At 71.2% G+C, this 15,248-nt stretch carries 16 protein-coding genes; 7 read left to right on the top strand and 9 right to left on the bottom strand.

What is annotated here, in order from left to right:
- Positions 1-132: 132 nt before the first annotated feature.
- On the bottom strand, positions 133-1,365 hold the full coding sequence (locus tag HUO13_RS11410) for a class I SAM-dependent RNA methyltransferase (RefSeq protein WP_211901361.1): 1,233 nt from the start codon (positions 1,363-1,365) through the stop codon (positions 133-135).
- The gene (locus HUO13_RS11405) at positions 1,362-3,362 is read right to left on the bottom strand and encodes an APC family permease (protein WP_211901360.1); all 2,001 of its coding nucleotides are present in this window, start codon (positions 3,360-3,362) and stop codon (positions 1,362-1,364) included. The genes HUO13_RS11410 and HUO13_RS11405 overlap by 4 nt, the downstream gene beginning before the upstream one ends.
- A gap of 245 nt (positions 3,363-3,607) precedes the next feature.
- Here HUO13_RS11405 and HUO13_RS11400 point away from each other — a divergent pair, with 245 nt between their 5' ends.
- Both HUO13_RS11400 and HUO13_RS11395 read left to right on the top strand, forming a co-directional pair.
- Entirely contained in the window at positions 3,608-4,273 is a 666-nt protein-coding gene (locus HUO13_RS11400; protein ID WP_211901359.1) for a potassium channel family protein, read from the top strand.
- Positions 4,273-4,944: a potassium channel family protein gene (locus HUO13_RS11395; RefSeq protein ID WP_211901358.1), complete on the top strand. Its 672-nt coding sequence runs from the start codon at positions 4,273-4,275 to the stop codon at positions 4,942-4,944. Before HUO13_RS11400 ends, HUO13_RS11395 begins: the two co-directional genes overlap by 1 nt.
- 64 nt (positions 4,945-5,008) lie before the next feature.
- Here the strand turns inward: HUO13_RS11395 and HUO13_RS11390 are convergent, their stop codons facing one another.
- The 5 genes from HUO13_RS11390 to dut form a co-directional block, all read right to left on the bottom strand.
- Complete coding sequence (locus HUO13_RS11390; RefSeq protein ID WP_211901357.1) at positions 5,009-5,767, bottom strand: DUF3159 domain-containing protein; 759 nt, start codon at positions 5,765-5,767, stop codon at positions 5,009-5,011.
- Positions 5,764-6,141: an OB-fold nucleic acid binding domain-containing protein gene (locus HUO13_RS11385; protein WP_211901356.1), complete on the bottom strand. Its 378-nt coding sequence runs from the start codon at positions 6,139-6,141 to the stop codon at positions 5,764-5,766. The genes HUO13_RS11390 and HUO13_RS11385 overlap by 4 nt, the downstream gene beginning before the upstream one ends.
- 276 nt (positions 6,142-6,417) lie before the next feature.
- Complete coding sequence (locus HUO13_RS11380) at positions 6,418-7,029, bottom strand: LysE family translocator (RefSeq protein WP_211901355.1); 612 nt, start codon at positions 7,027-7,029, stop codon at positions 6,418-6,420.
- A gap of 84 nt (positions 7,030-7,113) precedes the next feature.
- Entirely contained in the window at positions 7,114-7,752 is a 639-nt protein-coding gene (locus HUO13_RS11375; RefSeq protein WP_211901354.1) for a DUF3710 domain-containing protein, read from the bottom strand.
- Between the two features lie 3 nt (positions 7,753-7,755).
- On the bottom strand, positions 7,756-8,250 hold the full coding sequence (dut, locus tag HUO13_RS11370; protein ID WP_211901353.1) for a dUTP diphosphatase: 495 nt from the start codon (positions 8,248-8,250) through the stop codon (positions 7,756-7,758).
- A 24-nt stretch (positions 8,251-8,274) separates the two neighbouring features.
- Here dut and HUO13_RS11365 point away from each other — a divergent pair, with 24 nt between their 5' ends.
- On the top strand, positions 8,275-8,787 hold the full coding sequence (locus HUO13_RS11365) for a DUF3093 domain-containing protein (protein WP_211901352.1): 513 nt from the start codon (positions 8,275-8,277) through the stop codon (positions 8,785-8,787).
- A 94-nt stretch (positions 8,788-8,881) separates the two neighbouring features.
- Here HUO13_RS11365 and HUO13_RS11360 read toward each other — a convergent pair whose 3' ends face one another.
- On the bottom strand, positions 8,882-9,184 hold the full coding sequence (locus HUO13_RS11360) for a DUF4193 domain-containing protein (RefSeq protein WP_211901351.1): 303 nt from the start codon (positions 9,182-9,184) through the stop codon (positions 8,882-8,884).
- A gap of 485 nt (positions 9,185-9,669) precedes the next feature.
- Between HUO13_RS11360 and cei the strand changes: the two genes are divergently transcribed.
- Positions 9,670-10,365 (top strand): envelope integrity protein Cei, encoded by a 696-nt coding sequence (gene cei / locus HUO13_RS11355; RefSeq protein WP_211901350.1) that lies wholly within the window; start codon positions 9,670-9,672, stop codon positions 10,363-10,365.
- Between the two features lie 109 nt (positions 10,366-10,474).
- Here the strand turns inward: cei and HUO13_RS11350 are convergent, their stop codons facing one another.
- Entirely contained in the window at positions 10,475-11,269 is a 795-nt protein-coding gene (locus HUO13_RS11350; RefSeq protein WP_249124676.1) for an inositol monophosphatase family protein, read from the bottom strand.
- A gap of 93 nt (positions 11,270-11,362) precedes the next feature.
- Here HUO13_RS11350 and ppgK point away from each other — a divergent pair, with 93 nt between their 5' ends.
- From ppgK to HUO13_RS11335, 3 genes are all read left to right on the top strand, one after another.
- Positions 11,363-12,124, top strand: a complete 762-nt coding sequence (gene ppgK, locus HUO13_RS11345) for a polyphosphate--glucose phosphotransferase (RefSeq protein ID WP_211901348.1) — start codon at positions 11,363-11,365, stop codon at positions 12,122-12,124.
- Between the two features lie 240 nt (positions 12,125-12,364).
- Entirely contained in the window at positions 12,365-13,768 is a 1,404-nt protein-coding gene (locus HUO13_RS11340; protein ID WP_432757834.1) for an RNA polymerase sigma factor, read from the top strand.
- A 131-nt stretch (positions 13,769-13,899) separates the two neighbouring features.
- Positions 13,900-14,829, top strand: a complete 930-nt coding sequence (locus HUO13_RS11335) for a pentapeptide repeat-containing protein (protein ID WP_349253370.1) — start codon at positions 13,900-13,902, stop codon at positions 14,827-14,829.
- The last annotated feature ends 419 nt before the right edge of the window (positions 14,830-15,248 follow it).

The following is a 15,248-nucleotide window of genomic DNA, read 5'->3' as shown; positions in this document are numbered from 1 at the left end:
CCTCGGATCAGAGCGCACGCACGCCGTTGACCAGGCACTACCCGATCGGGTGTGCCCATCACACCGCGCTGGCCCGCGCACGGCGGCCGTCCGGGTGATGACGCTGCGCTACCGGCACCGGCCCTCCGGAGGTCACGGCTGGTCAACGCGCTCCAGCAGGGCGATGCACTCGACGTGGTGGGTCATCGGGAAGGCGTCGAACGCCTCGATCTCGACCAGCCGGTACCCGCCTTCGGCGAACAGCCCGACATCGCGGGCCAGCGCCGCCGGGTCGCACGCGACGTGCACGATCCGCGACGGGCGGTGCGCGCACACGGCCTCGGCCACCTCGCGCCCGGCGCCCTTGCGCGGCGGGTCGAGCACGACGACGTCCGGCGATGGCAGGTCCTCGTCGCGCACGACGTCCTCGGTTGTGCCCGCCCGGAACTCCACCTGCGGCAGATCGCGGAGGTTGCCCACGGCGTCCTCCACCGCGCGCCGCGACGACTCCACCAGCAGCACCGAACCGGTCGGCCCGACCTGCTCGGCCAGTCCCGCCGCGAACAGCCCCACCCCGCCGTAGAGGTCCCACGCCACGCCGCCCTCCGGGGCCGCCGCCATGCGCGAGACGACCGCGGCGAAGGTGTCGGCGGCGGCCACGTGCACCTGCCAGAAGCCGTGCGCGGCCAGCTCCCACGTCCGGCCCGCCGCCTCCTCGCGCGCGACGCCGCTACCGCTCACCTGCCGGGAAACGCGCTTGCCGCCGCGCTGCCGGTCGTGCGCGGTGACGTGCACCTGGGCCGCGGAGTCCGCGGCGACCTCCACCTCGGAGCCCGGTCGCCACCGCCGGGAGGTGACGTCCTGGATCGCCTCGGCGACCGTGATCGGGCAGTCCTCTGCCGGCACCACGCGGTGGCTGCGGTGCGCGCGGAAACCCGGCCGGCCACCGCGGTCCACCGCGACCCGCGCCCGGGTCCGCCAGCGCAGCAGGCCGCCGGGCAGCTCCTGGACCCGCACCGGCAGGTCGATCCCGGCGATCCGCTTCAGCTGCTCGGTGACGACCGCCGACTTCAGCTCGCGCTGCGTCTCGCCCGAGGCGTGCTGCCAGTCGCAGCCGCCGCAGCGGTCGCGGCCGCGCGCCATGTCGGCCAGCGGGCACGGCGGAGCGACCCGCCCCGGCGCCGCGGTGCGGACCTCGACGGCGTCGGCGCGGCAGAAGCCGCCACCGCCGTCCTCGGTCACCTCGGCGACCACGACCTCGCCGGGCAGCGCGTGGCGGACGAACACCACCCTGCCCTCGTACCTGGCCACGCAGTGCCCGCCGTGGGCGACCGGGCCCACTTCGACCTCCAGCAGGCGTCCGGTCCAGTCCGGTTTGCCGCTCACCGGCGCTCGTTCCCCTTCACGTCTTCCAGGCCCCGGCGCACCGCGCCCGGGACGGTGGTGGGCCGGTGGCTCACCCGCTGCGACGACTCCAGCTGCCACGGCACGCTGGTGACCATCACGCCGGGCTGGAACAGCAGCTTGCTCTTGAGGCGCAGGGCGCTCTGGTTGTGCAGCAGCTGCTCCCACCAGCGCCCGACCACGTACTCGGGGATGAACACGGTGACCACGTCGCGCGGGCTGTCCCGGCGGATGCGCTTGACGTAGCCCAGCAGCGGCCGGGTGATCTCCCGGTACGGCGACTCCAGCACCTTCAGCGGCAGCGGCAGGTCCTCGGCCTCCCACTTGGCCACCAGCGCGCGGGTGTCCTCGTCGTCGACGTTGACCGTCACGCCCTCCAGCACGTCCGGGCGCGTCGCCCTGGCGTAGGCGATGGCGCGCATCGTCGGCAGGTGCAGCTTGGAGACCAGGATGATCGCGTGGTTGCGCGACGGCAGGACCGCGTCGACCTCCTGCTCCTGCAGCTCCTCGGCCACCCGGTCGTAGTGCTTGCGGATCGCGGTCATGAGCACGTAGATCGCCGCCATGGCCGCGATCGCGATCCACGCGCCCTTGGTGAACTTGGTGACCAGCACGATCAGCAGCACGCTGGCGGTCATGAACAACCCGAAGGAGTTGATCATCTGCGAGCGCCGCATCCGGCGCCGCTGCACCGGGTCGGTCTCGGTGCGCAGCAAGCGGTTCCAGTGCCGGATCATGCCGCTCTGGCTGAGCACGAACGACATGAACACGCCGACGATGTAGAGCTGGATCAACCGGGTGACCTCGGCGTCGAAGGCGAGCACCAGGATGATCGCGCTGACCGCCAGGAACAGGATGCCGTTGGAGAAGGCCAGCCGGTCGCCGCGGGTGTGCAGCTGGCGCGGCAGGAACCGGTCCTGCGCCAGGATCGAGCCCAGCACCGGGAATCCGTTGAACGCGGTGTTGGCCGCGAGGACCAGGATCAACCCGGTGAAGAACATCACGTAGTACACCGCGGGCGGGAACCCGGCGAAGACCGCGTTCGCCAACTGGGCGACCAGCGTCTTCTGCTCGTAACCGGGAGGCGCGCCGATGAGCTGGTGTGCCGGATCCTCGGCCACGACGGCACCCGTCATGCCCGCGAGCACGATCAGCCCCATGAACATCGCGATCGCGAGAACGCCCATCAGGGCCAGCGTCGTGGCGGCGTTGCGCGACTTCGGTTTGCGGAACGCGGGCACACCGTTGCTGATGGCCTCGACACCGGTGAGCGCGGCGCTGCCTGAGGAGAACGCCCGCAGGATCAGGAAGGCGAAGGCGACCCCGGCCATCTGGGTCTCCTGCGCCAGGTGGAAATCGGCGCTCTCGGCCCGCATCTCCTGACCGAGAACCAGACCCCGGAAGAGGCCGACGACGACCATGCCGAGCACGCCGAGCACGAAGGCGTAGGTCGGAATCGCGAACAGCGAACCCGACTCCTTGACACCGCGCAGGTTCATCGCCGTCAGCAGCACGATGGCCCCCACGGCGAACAGCACCTTGTGGGTCGCCACGAACGGGATGACCGAGCCGATGTTGGCCGCCGCCGAGGAGATCGACACCGCCACGGTGAGGATGTAGTCCACCAGCAGCGCGCTGGCCACGACCAGACCCCACCGCCTGCCGTGGTTGACGGTGGCCACCTCGTAGTCGCCACCGCCCGAGGGGTAGGCGCGCACGTTCTGCCGGTAGGACGCGACCACCGCGATCATCACGATCGCGACCACGATCCCGATCCACGGGCTGAACGCGTACGCCGAGATGCCCGCGACCGACAGCACCAGCAGGATCTCCTCCGGTGCGTAGGCCACGCTGGACATCGGATCCGAGGCGAACACCGGAAGCGCGATCCGCTTGGGCAGCAGCGTGTGCGCCAGGCGGTCACTGCGGAACGGCCGGCCGACGATCAGTCGCTTGGCCGCGGTTGCGAGCTTGGACACGGCCAAGAGCGTAGGCGCAACCACTTCCCATGTGGTGAGCGCGGCGGGCACAGGGGTGCCCACGTCACATCTGGGCTCAAGCCCCCTCCCCAACTACCGTATTCACCCGATAGGGTGCAGCAGCCCGTTCGGGCGGGAACTCGCCGACAGAAGTCACGCACCGGGTAATCCGGGTACCGTCACGCTGGCATGACGACCGGCGGGGTCGCCGAAGCGAAAACCCCCTTTCAGCGAGGAGACAGGTCGTGCACGTGGTGATCATGGGCTGCGGCCGGGTCGGGGCCTCCCTGGCCACGGCGTTGCAAAGGCTCGATCACACCGTGGCCGTGGTCGACAAGAACGCCCTGGCGTTCCACCGCCTGGGCCGCGACTTCCACGGCCGGCAGATCACCGGCAACGGCTTCGACCGGGACGTCCTGATCGAGGCAGGCATCGAGAAGGCCGCGGCGTTCGCGGCCGTGTCCAACGGGGACAACTCCAACATCGTCGCCGCCAGGGTCGCCAGGGAGACCTTCGGCGTCGAGCACGTGGTGGCGCGCATCTACGACCCGAAGCGGGCCGAGGTCTACCAGCGGCTGGGCATCCCGACCGTGGCGACCGTGCCGTGGACGACCGACCGGTTCCTGCGGATGCTGCTGCCCGAAGGCGTCGCCACGGCGTGGCGGGAGCCGTCCGGGACGGTGGCGGTGCTCCAGCTGCCGCTGCACGAGGGCTGGGTCGGCCGCAAGGTCACCGAACTCGAAGAGACCACCGGTTCCCGCGTGGCGTTCATCATGCGCTTCGGCAACGGGATCCTGCCCACGCCGAAGACCGTGATCCAGGCCGACGACACCGTCTACGTCGCCGCGCTGTCGGGCACCGTCACCGACGTCACCGAGTCCGCCAGGCAAGCACCCGAGGAGACCCACTGATGCGCATCGCCATCGCGGGGGCCGGTGCGGTAGGCCAGTCCATCGCGCGGGAGCTCATCGAGGGTGGCCACCAGGTCATGCTCATCGAACGCACCGCCGAGAACTACCGGCCGAAGAACATCGACGAAGCCGAATGGGTGCTCGCCGACGCCTGCGAGCTGGCCTCGCTGGAGGAGGCGGGCATCGAGTCCTGCGACGTCGTCATCGCCGCCACCGGTGACGACAAGGTCAACCTGGTGGTGTCGCTGCTGGCCAAGACCGAGTTCGCGGTCCGCAGGGTGGTGGCCCGGGTCAACGACCCGCGCAACGAGTGGCTGTTCACCGACGCGTGGGGGGTCGACGTCGCGGTCTCGACGCCGCGGATGCTCGCCGCGGGCGTGGAGGAGGCGGTCAGCGTCGGCGACCTGGTCCGGCTGATGACCCTGCGCCAGGGCCAGGCCAACCTGGTCGAGATCACCCTGCCGGAAGGCACGCCGCTTGCCGGGCGCCGGGTGCGCGACCTGAAGCTGCCGGAGAACGCCGCGCTGGTGACCATCCTGCGCGGCGGCCGGGTCATCGTGCCGCAGTCCGACGACCCGCTGGAAGCGGGTGACGAGATGCTGTTCGTCGCCACCGACGACGTCGAGCACGAGATCCGGGCCGTCGTGCACGACACCCAGAACCTGGCCTGAGCCGAAAGACGACGACGCCGGTGCGCCTACCCGACGGGTAGGCGCACCGGCGTCGTTGCTTCTGTCAGCTCGATGCGGGGTTGGAGCGCAGCGCCGGATCGGCGCGTTCGGCCTCGGCGGTCTCCTCCGCGATCTTCGAGGCCCGGCGCACCGCCCACACCGTGACGATCAGCGCCAGCCCGGTCAGCGGGTAGCCCATCGCGATCCGGGCGAAGGCCAGCCAGCCGGTCTCGTCGGAGACGTAGAGCCACTGCTGCACGACGAACTTGGCCGCGAACACCACCGTCCACGCCAGGGTCGCCAGGTCGTAGCCGAGCATCGCCCTGCGGTTCCTGCGCCAGGAGAACCCGAGCCCGTTGAGCGCCGACCACACCACGCCGACCAGCGGCCAGCGGGCCACGATCGACACCAGGAACACCCCGCCGTAGACCAGGCTGGTCCAGATGCCCAGCAGGAAGAAGCCCTTGGCCTCCCCGGACCGGTAGGCGATGAACGAGCACACCGCCACCCCGATCACGCCGGAGATGGCCGGCTGCAGCGGCTCCTTGCGCACCAGCCGCACCACGGCGATCGCGACCGCGACCCCGATCGCCGACCAGATCGCGACCATGAGGCTGGCCAGCGTGCTGATCACGACGAACACGACGATCGGGACGGCGGAGTAGGCGAGGCCGCTGACCCCGCCCATCTGCTCGAGCATCGTCTTCTCGGCGTCTTGCACGCGGTCCTCGGAGGGACCGGGTGCCGGGCCGGTGGTGTCGGCCGGCTCCGCGCCGGCTGGGCGGTGGCCTCCGGAGGCCGCCGATGCGTTGCTGTCGCTCATGCGGTGTTCTGCAGCTCGTAGTAGGGGTTGTAAAGCACCTTGCGGCCCTCGCGCACCGCTATGCGGCCGCTGGCCTTTATGGTGCGCCCGGGCTCGATGCCGGTGATCCGGCGCCGGCCCAGCCACACGAGGGTGACGCCGTCGGTGCCGTCGAACAACTCGGCTTCCAGCGTCGGCGCGGACGCCTTGGGCGACACGCCCACGCTGCGCACCCTCCCGAGCACCACGACCTCCTCGCCGCACTTGCAGTCGCAGGCCCGCTGGGCACCTGCCTCCTGCGAGCGCTCGGAGAGGTCGTCGGCGTCGAGCTGACCGACGTCGCTGGTCAGACGGTGTAGGAGGCGACGCCAGTAGCCGCTCCCTGTCTTGCTCATCTAGCGCTCCCGTGCGCTTCGGGGCTCGACTTCGCAGCCCGTCCGACTCCAGCGTAGCCCGCTGGGAACCGGAGGGTCGCCAGCCCGGCGACAATTGGACCTTGACCCCACGATCGGATCATTTTCCGATCACGCGAGGAGTCCCGCGCGGCTCGCGGCGCGCACGACCATCGCGCGGACGCGGGTGGTCCGCAAGACCCTGCGCCGGAGTGAGTCCGAGCCCACGTGCCGGTGCGCTCCCGCTCGGCGCGTGGGCACCGTTCGCGGGGTCGGGCGCTAGTTCTGCGAGAGCGCCAGGGCACCGCCGAGGCCGATGAGGTTGGTGCCGCTGGCCGGCTGCTGGCGCCCGCGCCGGCGCGGGTCGCCCGCCGGTCGGCAGGCCAGCGGGCCCGCGAACACCGCGACCAGCAGGTCAGCCGCCACCGCGAACACCACGAAGACCAGTCCGAGCGCGAGGAACGCCGGCGTCTGGGAGCCGCGCTCGGGGTGCACGAACTGCGGGATGAACGCCAGGAAGAACATCGCCGTCTTCGGGTTGAGCACCTCGGAGACGAAGCCCTGCACCACCGCGGAACGCCCGGAGGAGGCCGCCGTCCGCAGTTCCGGCGGCTGCCCGGCGCGCAGTTCCAGCAGCGCGCGCACCCCCGGGTAGATGAGATAAGCCGCACCGGCGAACTTCAGCACGGTGAAGGCGAGCGCGGAGGCGGCGAGCAGCGCCGAGAGCCCGGCGGTCGCGGCGACCACGTCCACGGAGGCACCGATGCCGTTGCCGATCGCCGATCGCACGCCCTCACGGCGGCCACCGCGGATGCTGCGGGCCGGCACGTAGAGGATTCCGGGGCCGGGCGCGAGGGCGATCAGCAGGGTGGCTCCGAGGTAGAGCCCCACTCGTTAGGCGTTGGGCACGGCGGCAGCCCATCGGCCGCGGAACTCGCGACCGATCCGTTTTCCGGCGCCGCCGCGCCCCCAGGACTAGCCCTGCTGTTGCTGCTGCGCCTGCTGGATGTGCCGGGCGATCGCCTCCGGCAGCTCGATCGGCAGCGGGGTGCGCACCGGCAGCGGCTCGTCACCGCGCACCACGACGGTCTCGTCCAGCACCGCGTAGAGCAGCTTCGCGCAGTCCTTGGCGTGCTCGGCCGGACCGGCCGCCACCCCCCGCACCAGCCACCGCGGCCCGTCCACGCCCACGAACCGCAGCGCGGCCTTGGGCGAGTCCGCGACCAGCTCCGGCCCCCAGTCACCGCCTTCGCTGTGAACCCGGGCCCCGTCCTTGCGCAGCTGGTCGGCGAGCTCCTTGCTCACCTCCGGCCACAGCGGGCTGCTCTTCGGCGCGGCGAAGGCGCTGACCGTCAGCCTGCCGAACTGGGTGACCATGTGCACCGCCCGGACCGGCCCGGAGGGGTCCACCTCGACCTGCAGCTGTCCGCCTTCGGGCACCGGCACCCGCACCGAGCCGAGGTCGAGCCGCTCGACACCGTCGTCGGGCGCTTCGGCCTCGTCGTACGGGCCGTGGTCGGCGGACTCCCCGGTCTCGTCGACGATCGGTTCGTCGCCGAACGGCTCGTCACCCGCGTCGTCCGCGGCTCGCCGTCGACGGCCCCATCCGAACATCCCTCAGACCTCCGTCCTGTGATCGGCTCCGGCCTCCGCCGGAACCGTCAGCACCTCGTGCCCGCCGGTGGATCCGTACCCCCCGGCACCCCGTTGCGACTCCGGCAGCGCGTCGACCTCCTCGAAGTCGGCGTGCTCGACCTTCTGCACGACGAGCTGGGCGATGCGGTCGCCCCGCCGGAGCGTCAGCGGCACGGCCCGATCATGGTTGATCAGGCAGACCTTGATCTCACCGCGGTACCCGGAGTCCACGGTTCCAGGCGCGTTGACCACGCTCAACCCCGCGCGGGCGGCCAGCCCTGACCGGGGGTGCACGAAACCGGCGTAGCCCTCCGGCAGCGCCACCGCGACGCCGGTGCCCACGAGCGCGCGTTCGCCCGGCTGGAGGGTCAGATCGCTGGTGGTGACCAGGTCGGCTCCCGCGTCGCCGGGCTTGGCGTAGGACGGGATCGGGACATCGGGGTCGAGTCGGGTCAGCAGGACCTTCACGTTCGGCACGGGCGGCGAGACTACCCTGAAGACGTGCAGAAGAGCGCAGAAGCAGCCGGTCCCGCCGGGGACACCCCCGGTCAGGGGAACGAGGAGGGCCGTCCGGAGTTCCGCGAGCGGCTCTACGCGTCGTGGTGGACGTGGCCGCTGCCGGTGATCGGCGCCGTGCTGATGGCCGCCCAGGTGCACATGGGCTACCCGGGGGTGCGGGCGTGGCTGCCGTACGTGGTGCTGGTGCCGCTGGCGATCGCCATCCCGCTCTGGCTCGGCCGGACCAGGGTCGAGGTGCGCGGCGGCGAGCTGTGGGCGGGCGAGGCGCACCTGCCGTTGCGCTTCGTCGAGGACGTTGAGGTCGTGCCCGGCCGGGACAAGCGGCGCACCCTCGGCCCGGACCTGGACCCGGCGGCGTACGTGCTGCACCGCGCGTGGGTGCCCACCTCGGTGCGGGTCTGGCTGGACGACCCGGACGACCCGACCCCCTACTGGATCGTCAGCACGCGCAGGCCGGAGAAGCTCGCCGCGGCGCTGGGCCACCCCACCGCCTGAGCCGCGGAACCGGACGCGAAAAGGCACTGGGCACACGCCGTCGCGTGTGCCCAGTGGTTTCTTTCCGCTCTTGGCTATCGGCGCGGACGCGGGCTCAGGCCGCGCAGTCGCGGCAGATCAGCCGGCCGTTGCGCTCTTCGGCGAGCCGGCTGCGGTGGTGCACCAGGAAGCAACTGGCGCAGGTGAACTCGTCAGCCTGCTTGGGGAGGACCTTGACGGTCATCTCCTCACCGGAAAGGTCGGCGCCCGGGAGCTCGAAGTTCTCCGCGATCGCCCCTTCGTCCTCGTCGACGACGCCGGATTGCTCCGTGTTGCGCCGCGCCTTGAGCTCCTCCAGCGAGTCCTCCGCCATCTCGTCGGACTCGCTGCGGCGCGGAGCGTCGTAGTCGGTCGCCATCGTGTTTCACCCCTGCGATATGTGGAGACTGCAATGGTGTGCCGCTGGTAAACGTCCCAGGGCCCGGATTTGTGCCCGCAGGGGAGAGTGACGGCGATCTCGCTGGCGCAACGCGTTGATTCCCCCGAAACGAGCGATTCGCCTCACTCATCACTGCGGGAGGCGCCGAGAGGGTAGCTCATACGACACGGCCGCACGCACCGGGTCACCCGTAGGTGTGGTGTTCGCGGCAGCGGGGCAACCCGGCAAGATCGGCGGAACAGGTGCGGAGCCGCCGCGTGGGGGCGCCTGGGAACCACCCGGACGGGCGTTGGGGTGCATGTTTCAGGTGCGTCCGGAGGATTCGCCCTGATCGGCAACAAGTGCGATACGACGGCCGGTCCGGCACCGCGCGCGCGAGTCCCAGCGCCTAGGCTGATCCGAGCAGGATGCCAAGATCGGCGGGACCGGCGAACGTCAACGGGAGGGTGGCAGGAGTGGCTGCCGTGAGCGCGAGGTGGGGTCGGCGCGGCCCCCGGTACCGACGGCGGCGGCCGGTGCCCGCGCTGCTGGTGCTGGCCGCGCTGGTGGTGCTGTCGGGGGTGCTGTGGACCAGGATCTTCGAGGGCGTCGAGGACATCGAGACCGCGACCAGTTGCAACACGCCTGGCGCGCCTACCGCGCCGCCCGCCCCCGGTGAGGAGCCGTACGCCCCGCTGGGCAAGATGCTGCCGCGCAACTCCCTCGACCAGACCCCGCCGATCCCCCCGCAGGACATCCGGGTGCGGGTCCTCAACGGCAACGGCGAGAGCAGGCAGGCGTCGCTGATCAGCAACGAGCTCAGCGGGCTCGGCTTCGCCAAGGGCGGCGACCCGGACAACGACCCGGTGTATCCGAACTACGACCTGAACTGCCACGGCCAGATCCGGTTCGGCGCGGCAGGGGTCAACGCGGCCCGCACGCTCAGCCTCATCGCGCCCTGCGCGCAGCTGGTGCGCGACGAGCGCCAGGACGCCGGCGTCGACTTCGCCCTGGGGGCGAAGTTCGACGACATCAAGACCACCGCGGAGGCCAAGCAGGTGCTCCAGGAGCTGGAGCACTGGGTACCGCAGCGCGACAGCGCGGGCGGCGCCCAGCAGGAGGTCAGCCCGCCGCCGATCGATCCCGCACTGCTCGTCGCCGCGCGCGACGTGCACTGCTGATCCGGCCATCGCGGATGTGGATGGGCCTGGTCACCCGCGGGTGACCAGGCCCATCCACGTCCGCAGTCAGCGGTAGGAGCCGCAGGACGTCCGGTAGCGGCTGGGCCGCCTATGCCCCGCCGAAGCGGCGCAGGGTGTCCTTGAGGGCGGTGCCGATGCCGGGCGTCACGCACACGATCGTCCCGTCGCCGAGACCGTCGTCGGCGCCCGGGAAGGGCAGCCGCAGCTCGGCGCCCGCCTCCGCCGCGATGAGCGCGCCCGCGGCCCAGTCCCACCGGTTGAGCCCGCGCTCGTAGTAGCCGTCCAGCCAGCCGGCCGCCACCGCGCACAGGTCGAGCGCGGCCGACCCGCTGCGCCGGATGTCGCGGACCTCGGCCAGCAGCTTGCCGACCGTCGCGGCCTGCTCCCTGCGCCGGTCGACGGTGTAGGCGAAGCCGGTGCCGACCAGCGCCAGGTCGAGGCGCTCCGCGCCGGAGACACGCAGCCGCCGCTCGCCCAGGTAGGCCCCGCGTCCCAGCGCGGCGCTCCACACCCGGCCGGACACCGGTTCCACGACCGCGCCCGCCACCGAGCGCCCGTCGACCTGGGCCGCCAGCGACACCGCGTACCACGGGAAGCCGTAGAGGTAGTTCACCGTGCCGTCGATCGGGTCGACGACCCAGCGCAGGCCGTCCAGGGCGCTTTCGCCGCCCTCCTCCTCGCCGAGGACGCCCTCCCCCGGCCGCAGCTCGGCCAGCCGCTCCCGGACCAGGCGCTCGGCCGCCCGGTCGCCGGCTGTGACGACGTCGGTCTCGGCACTCTTGGTGCCAACCGAACCGTCAGTAACAGCATCGTCACGCACAGTGCGCGCCAGATCCGCCGCCTGGCTCGCGACCTGCACCGCTACGGTGCGAAGAGTTTCCACGTCGAGCTCATTTGCCAATCCCACGAACACATCGCAACACAACACGGTTAAGGTCTGCACACCTTCGTCTGAATCGAATAGGAAGGGTCAGCCATGGGAACTGCCCGCGGTTTCGGCGTGGACATCGGCGGGTCCGGCATCAAGGGATCGGTGGTGGACATCGACGCCGGCGTGCTGGCCGAGGAACGCATGCGCATCCCGACCCCGCAGCCCTCGACCCCGGCCGCCGTCGCGGACGCGGTGGCCGAGATCGTCGAGAAGTTCGCGTGGACGGGTCCGGTCGGCGTGACGCTGCCGTGCGTCGTCAAGCGCGGTACGGCGCACACCGCAGCGAACGTCGACAAGAGCTGGATCGGTACAGACGCGCAGGCGCTGTTCGCCGAGCGGCTCGGCAAGCCGCGCGAGGAGGTCGTCGTGCTCAACGACGCCGACGCGGCCGGCCTGGCCGAGATGCGCTCCGGCGCCGGTGCGGGTCACCGGGGACTGGTCGTGCTGCTGACGTTCGGCACCGGCATCGGCAGCGCGATGTTCGTCGACGGCAAACTGATCCCGAACACCGAGTTCGGCCACATCGAGGTCGCGGGCCACGACGCCGAGACCCAGGCCGCCGCATCGGTCAAGGACAACCTGGAACTGTCCTACCCGGAGTGGGCGCAGCGCGTGGGCACGTACCTGGAGGGGCTGGAGAAGTTCCTCTGGCCCGATCTGATCATCGCAGGTGGCGGTGTCAGCCGGAAGGCGCACAAGTGGCTGCCGCTGCTGGAGTGCCGCACCCCGATCGTGGCCGCCGAGCTGAAGAACGACGCGGGCATCGTCGGAGCCGCGACGGCCGCCGCGGGCGGCATCGAGCACTGAGGGAGCAGCCCGCTCAAGTGCCCGGGGGCGGGGCGGCTCCGCCTTGCAGCGGAACCGCACTCGTCCATCGCAGTTACAATGGAACACGACCCACCTGATCCGAGGCCGCCGGACGAGCCGCAAGCGCAGCTCACGTGCCGTACGGGAGGACTTCGGTCAGGGTGGGTTGTCCCCGACCTTTGGCGGCCGAGGTTTCGCGCCCTCCGGCCAGCCCTGATCGACCGTCGCGAAAGGGCGTACGTGGCAGCCGCAGAAACCGCAACCCGACGCTCCAGCTCCGCTGCAAACTCTGGCGGTGCCCAGTCCCAGTCGGACCAGACCCAGGCGAACGCCGCGGCCTCCGACGCCGAGGAGACCCAGCAGTCGACCTCGACGCGCAAGACCGCGGCGAAGAGTTCTGCGGCCAAGAGCCCGGCCGGCACCAAGTCGACCGCCCGCAAGACCGCGGCCAAGCCGGCGGCGAAGAAGGGCGCCAAGACCTCTTCGGCCAAGCCGGCGAAGGGGGCCTCGGCCAAGGGCAACGGCGAGAGCATGGAGATCGACGAACCGATCGAGACCGATCTGACGTCTCCTGATGTCGCCGACCTGGCCGAAGTCGAGGTGGAGATCCCGGAGGAGCCCACCGTTCCCGAGGACGAGGACGGCAAGGCCGACTCGGACTTCGTGTGGGACGAGGAGGAGTCCGAGGCGCTCCGGCAGGCCCGCAAGGACGCCGAGCTCACCGCATCGGCGGACTCGGTCCGCGCCTACCTCAAGCAGATCGGCAAGGTGGCGCTGCTCAACGCCGAGGAAGAGGTCGAGCTGGCCAAGCGCATCGAGGCCGGCCTCTACGCGGCGGAGCGGCTGCGCCAGGCCGAGGAGGCCGAAGAGCGGCTGGCCATGCAGATGCGGCGCGACCTGCGCTGGATCGTGCGTGACGGTGAGCGGGCGAAGAACCACCTGCTGGAGGCCAACCTCCGGCTCGTGGTCAGCCTCGCCAAGCGCTACACCGGCCGCGGCATGGCGTTCCTGGACCTGATCCAGGAAGGCAACCTCGGCCTCATCCGGGCCGTGGAGAAGTTCGACTACACCAAGGGCTACAAGTTCTCGACCTACGCCACCTGGTGGATCCGGCAGGCCATCACCCGGGCCATGGCCGACCAGGCGCGCACCATCCGCATCCCGGTGCACATGGTGGAGGTCATCAACAAGCTCGGCCGCATCCAGCGCGAGCTGCTCCAGGACCTGGGCCGCGAGCCCACGCCGGAGGAGCTGGCCAAGGAAATGGACATCACCCCGGAGAAGGTGCTGGAGATCCAGCAGTACGCCCGGGAGCCCATCTCGCTGGACCAGACCATCGGCGACGAGGGCGACAGCCAGCTCGGCGACTTCATCGAGGACTCCGAGGCGGTCGTCGCGGTCGACGCGGTGTCGTTCACGCTGCTGCAGGACCAGCTCCAGTCGGTGCTGGCCACGCTGTCGGAGCGCGAGGCGGGCGTGGTGCGGCTGCGCTTCGGCCTCACCGACGGCCAGCCGCGCACGCTGGACGAGATCGGCCAGGTCTACGGCGTGACCCGCGAGCGCATCCGCCAGATCGAGTCCAAGACGATGTCGAAGCTGCGGCATCCGTCCCGGTCGCAGGTGCTGCGCGACTACCTGGACTGAGCACAACGTAGGCGAGGAGGGCGTCCGCCCCGGAGCGATCCGGGACGGGCGCCTTCTTCGCGTCCGGGGCCTGCCCGCTTCGCCCGAGAGGCGGGACCGGTGGACGTGCGGTCGCGGCAGGATCGTGGATCGTGAGACGTTCCCTGTCCGCGGACGAGCACCGGGTGCTGTCCAACGGCGCCATCGTCGGCTGGGCTGTGGGCCTGCTCGTGCTGGCCGCTGGCTCGGTCATCACGCTCTGGTCGCTGCTCGGCTCGGGCGGCCCGAACGCCTCCGTGCGCCTGGACATCATCCGCACCGCGTTCAGCATCGTGGTCGGCGGTGGCGGCGCGGCCGGACTGCTGCTCGCGGCACGGCGGCAACGGGCGACCGAGCTCGACCTCCGGCAGCGCGACCACGACGCCGCCGAGACCCGGGTGACCGAGCTCTACGGCAAGGCCGCCGACCAGATGGGCAGCGACAAGGCCCCTGTGCGGCTTGCCGGGATCCTCGCGCTGGAGAGGCTGGCCCAGGGCCACCCCGAGCACCGGCAGACCATCGTGGACCTCATCTGCGCCTACCTGCGCATGCCGCGGGAGGACGATGTGAGCGCCGCGCAGGAGGAGGAAGTCCGCCGGACCGCGCAGGGCGTCCTGGCGGCGCACCTGCGGCCGGAGGAGGCGTCCCGGTTCTGGCCGGACGTGCGGCTGAACCTGTCCGGGGCTCGGCTGCAGTCCTTCACGTTCGCGCGGTGCAGCGTGCGCACCGCTTCCTTCGCCGACGCGCGCTTCCACGGCGCGGCCGTGTTCCGGGGTACCACCTTCGATCGGTCGGCCGACTTCCGCAACGTGCGGTTCACCGGTCTGGCCGACTTCCGCCGCGTCACGTTCGGCGGTGAGGGACCGAACTTCCGGGGCACCTCGTTCGAGGGTGCGGTGGACTTCGGGGAGCACACGACCGCGGTCCTCACCGGGGCGGCGGCCTCGGAAGACGACGGGAGCAGGCGGAAGTGGCCGAGCGGGTGGGTGGCGGAGCCGTCGGCTGAGCGACCGGGTTGGGCGAACCTCGTGCGCGAGCGGTGACCGATTGCTCGCGCAGCGGAACCGAATGCGGCCGCGAAGCGTCTTATCGGTACCAGCTGAGTCCTGCGAGTGAGGAAGGAGCCGGGACATGAACAGAGGCTGGATGCCCATCCCCCTGCGGGGGTCGTACGGATGCAGCCGGTTCGGGCGGCAGCTCCCGCGCAGGACTCCGGAGGGTGCTCCACGCGGCTAGACGGTCGCGCGGGTCACCCGAACCTCCGAGGGGCCTGCGCGAACCGAACCGGGAAGCGGCGTACCCGCGCCGCTTCCCGTCCTTTCCGGCGCGGTGGCGCGGCTGGGTGGTCGCGCGACCGCGCCGAGTCATGCGCCCAACGTGTGCGAACCACCACGAAACGTGCGATTCTCGGCTCTGGACGATGGAAATCGTTGCCGTGATCACCGAGCGGAAGCGTTCCGAC

It is taken from the genome of Saccharopolyspora erythraea, assembly GCF_018141105.1.
In the GTDB taxonomy this organism is placed as follows: domain Bacteria; phylum Actinomycetota; class Actinomycetes; order Mycobacteriales; family Pseudonocardiaceae; genus Saccharopolyspora_D; species Saccharopolyspora_D erythraea_A.
This window is presented reverse-complemented; position numbering and strand designations above follow the sequence as displayed.

Bases quoted from the DNA above. Each gene is read 5' to 3' on its own strand.
- ppgK (WP_211901348.1), top strand. From the start codon at position 11,363: ATGGGAACTGCCCGCGGTTTCGGCGTGGACATCGGCGGGTCCGGCATC.
- HUO13_RS11360 (WP_211901351.1), bottom strand. From the start codon at position 9,184: ATGGCGACCGACTACGACGCTCCGCGCCGCAGCGAGTCCGACGAGATG.
- HUO13_RS11390 (WP_211901357.1), bottom strand. From the start codon at position 5,767: ATGAGCGACAGCAACGCATCGGCGGCCTCCGGAGGCCACCGCCCAGCC.
- HUO13_RS11375 (WP_211901354.1), bottom strand. From the start codon at position 7,752: ATGTTCGGATGGGGCCGTCGACGGCGAGCCGCGGACGACGCGGGTGAC.
- HUO13_RS11385 (WP_211901356.1), bottom strand. From the start codon at position 6,141: ATGAGCAAGACAGGGAGCGGCTACTGGCGTCGCCTCCTACACCGTCTG.
- HUO13_RS11395 (WP_211901358.1), top strand. From the start codon at position 4,273: ATGCGCATCGCCATCGCGGGGGCCGGTGCGGTAGGCCAGTCCATCGCG.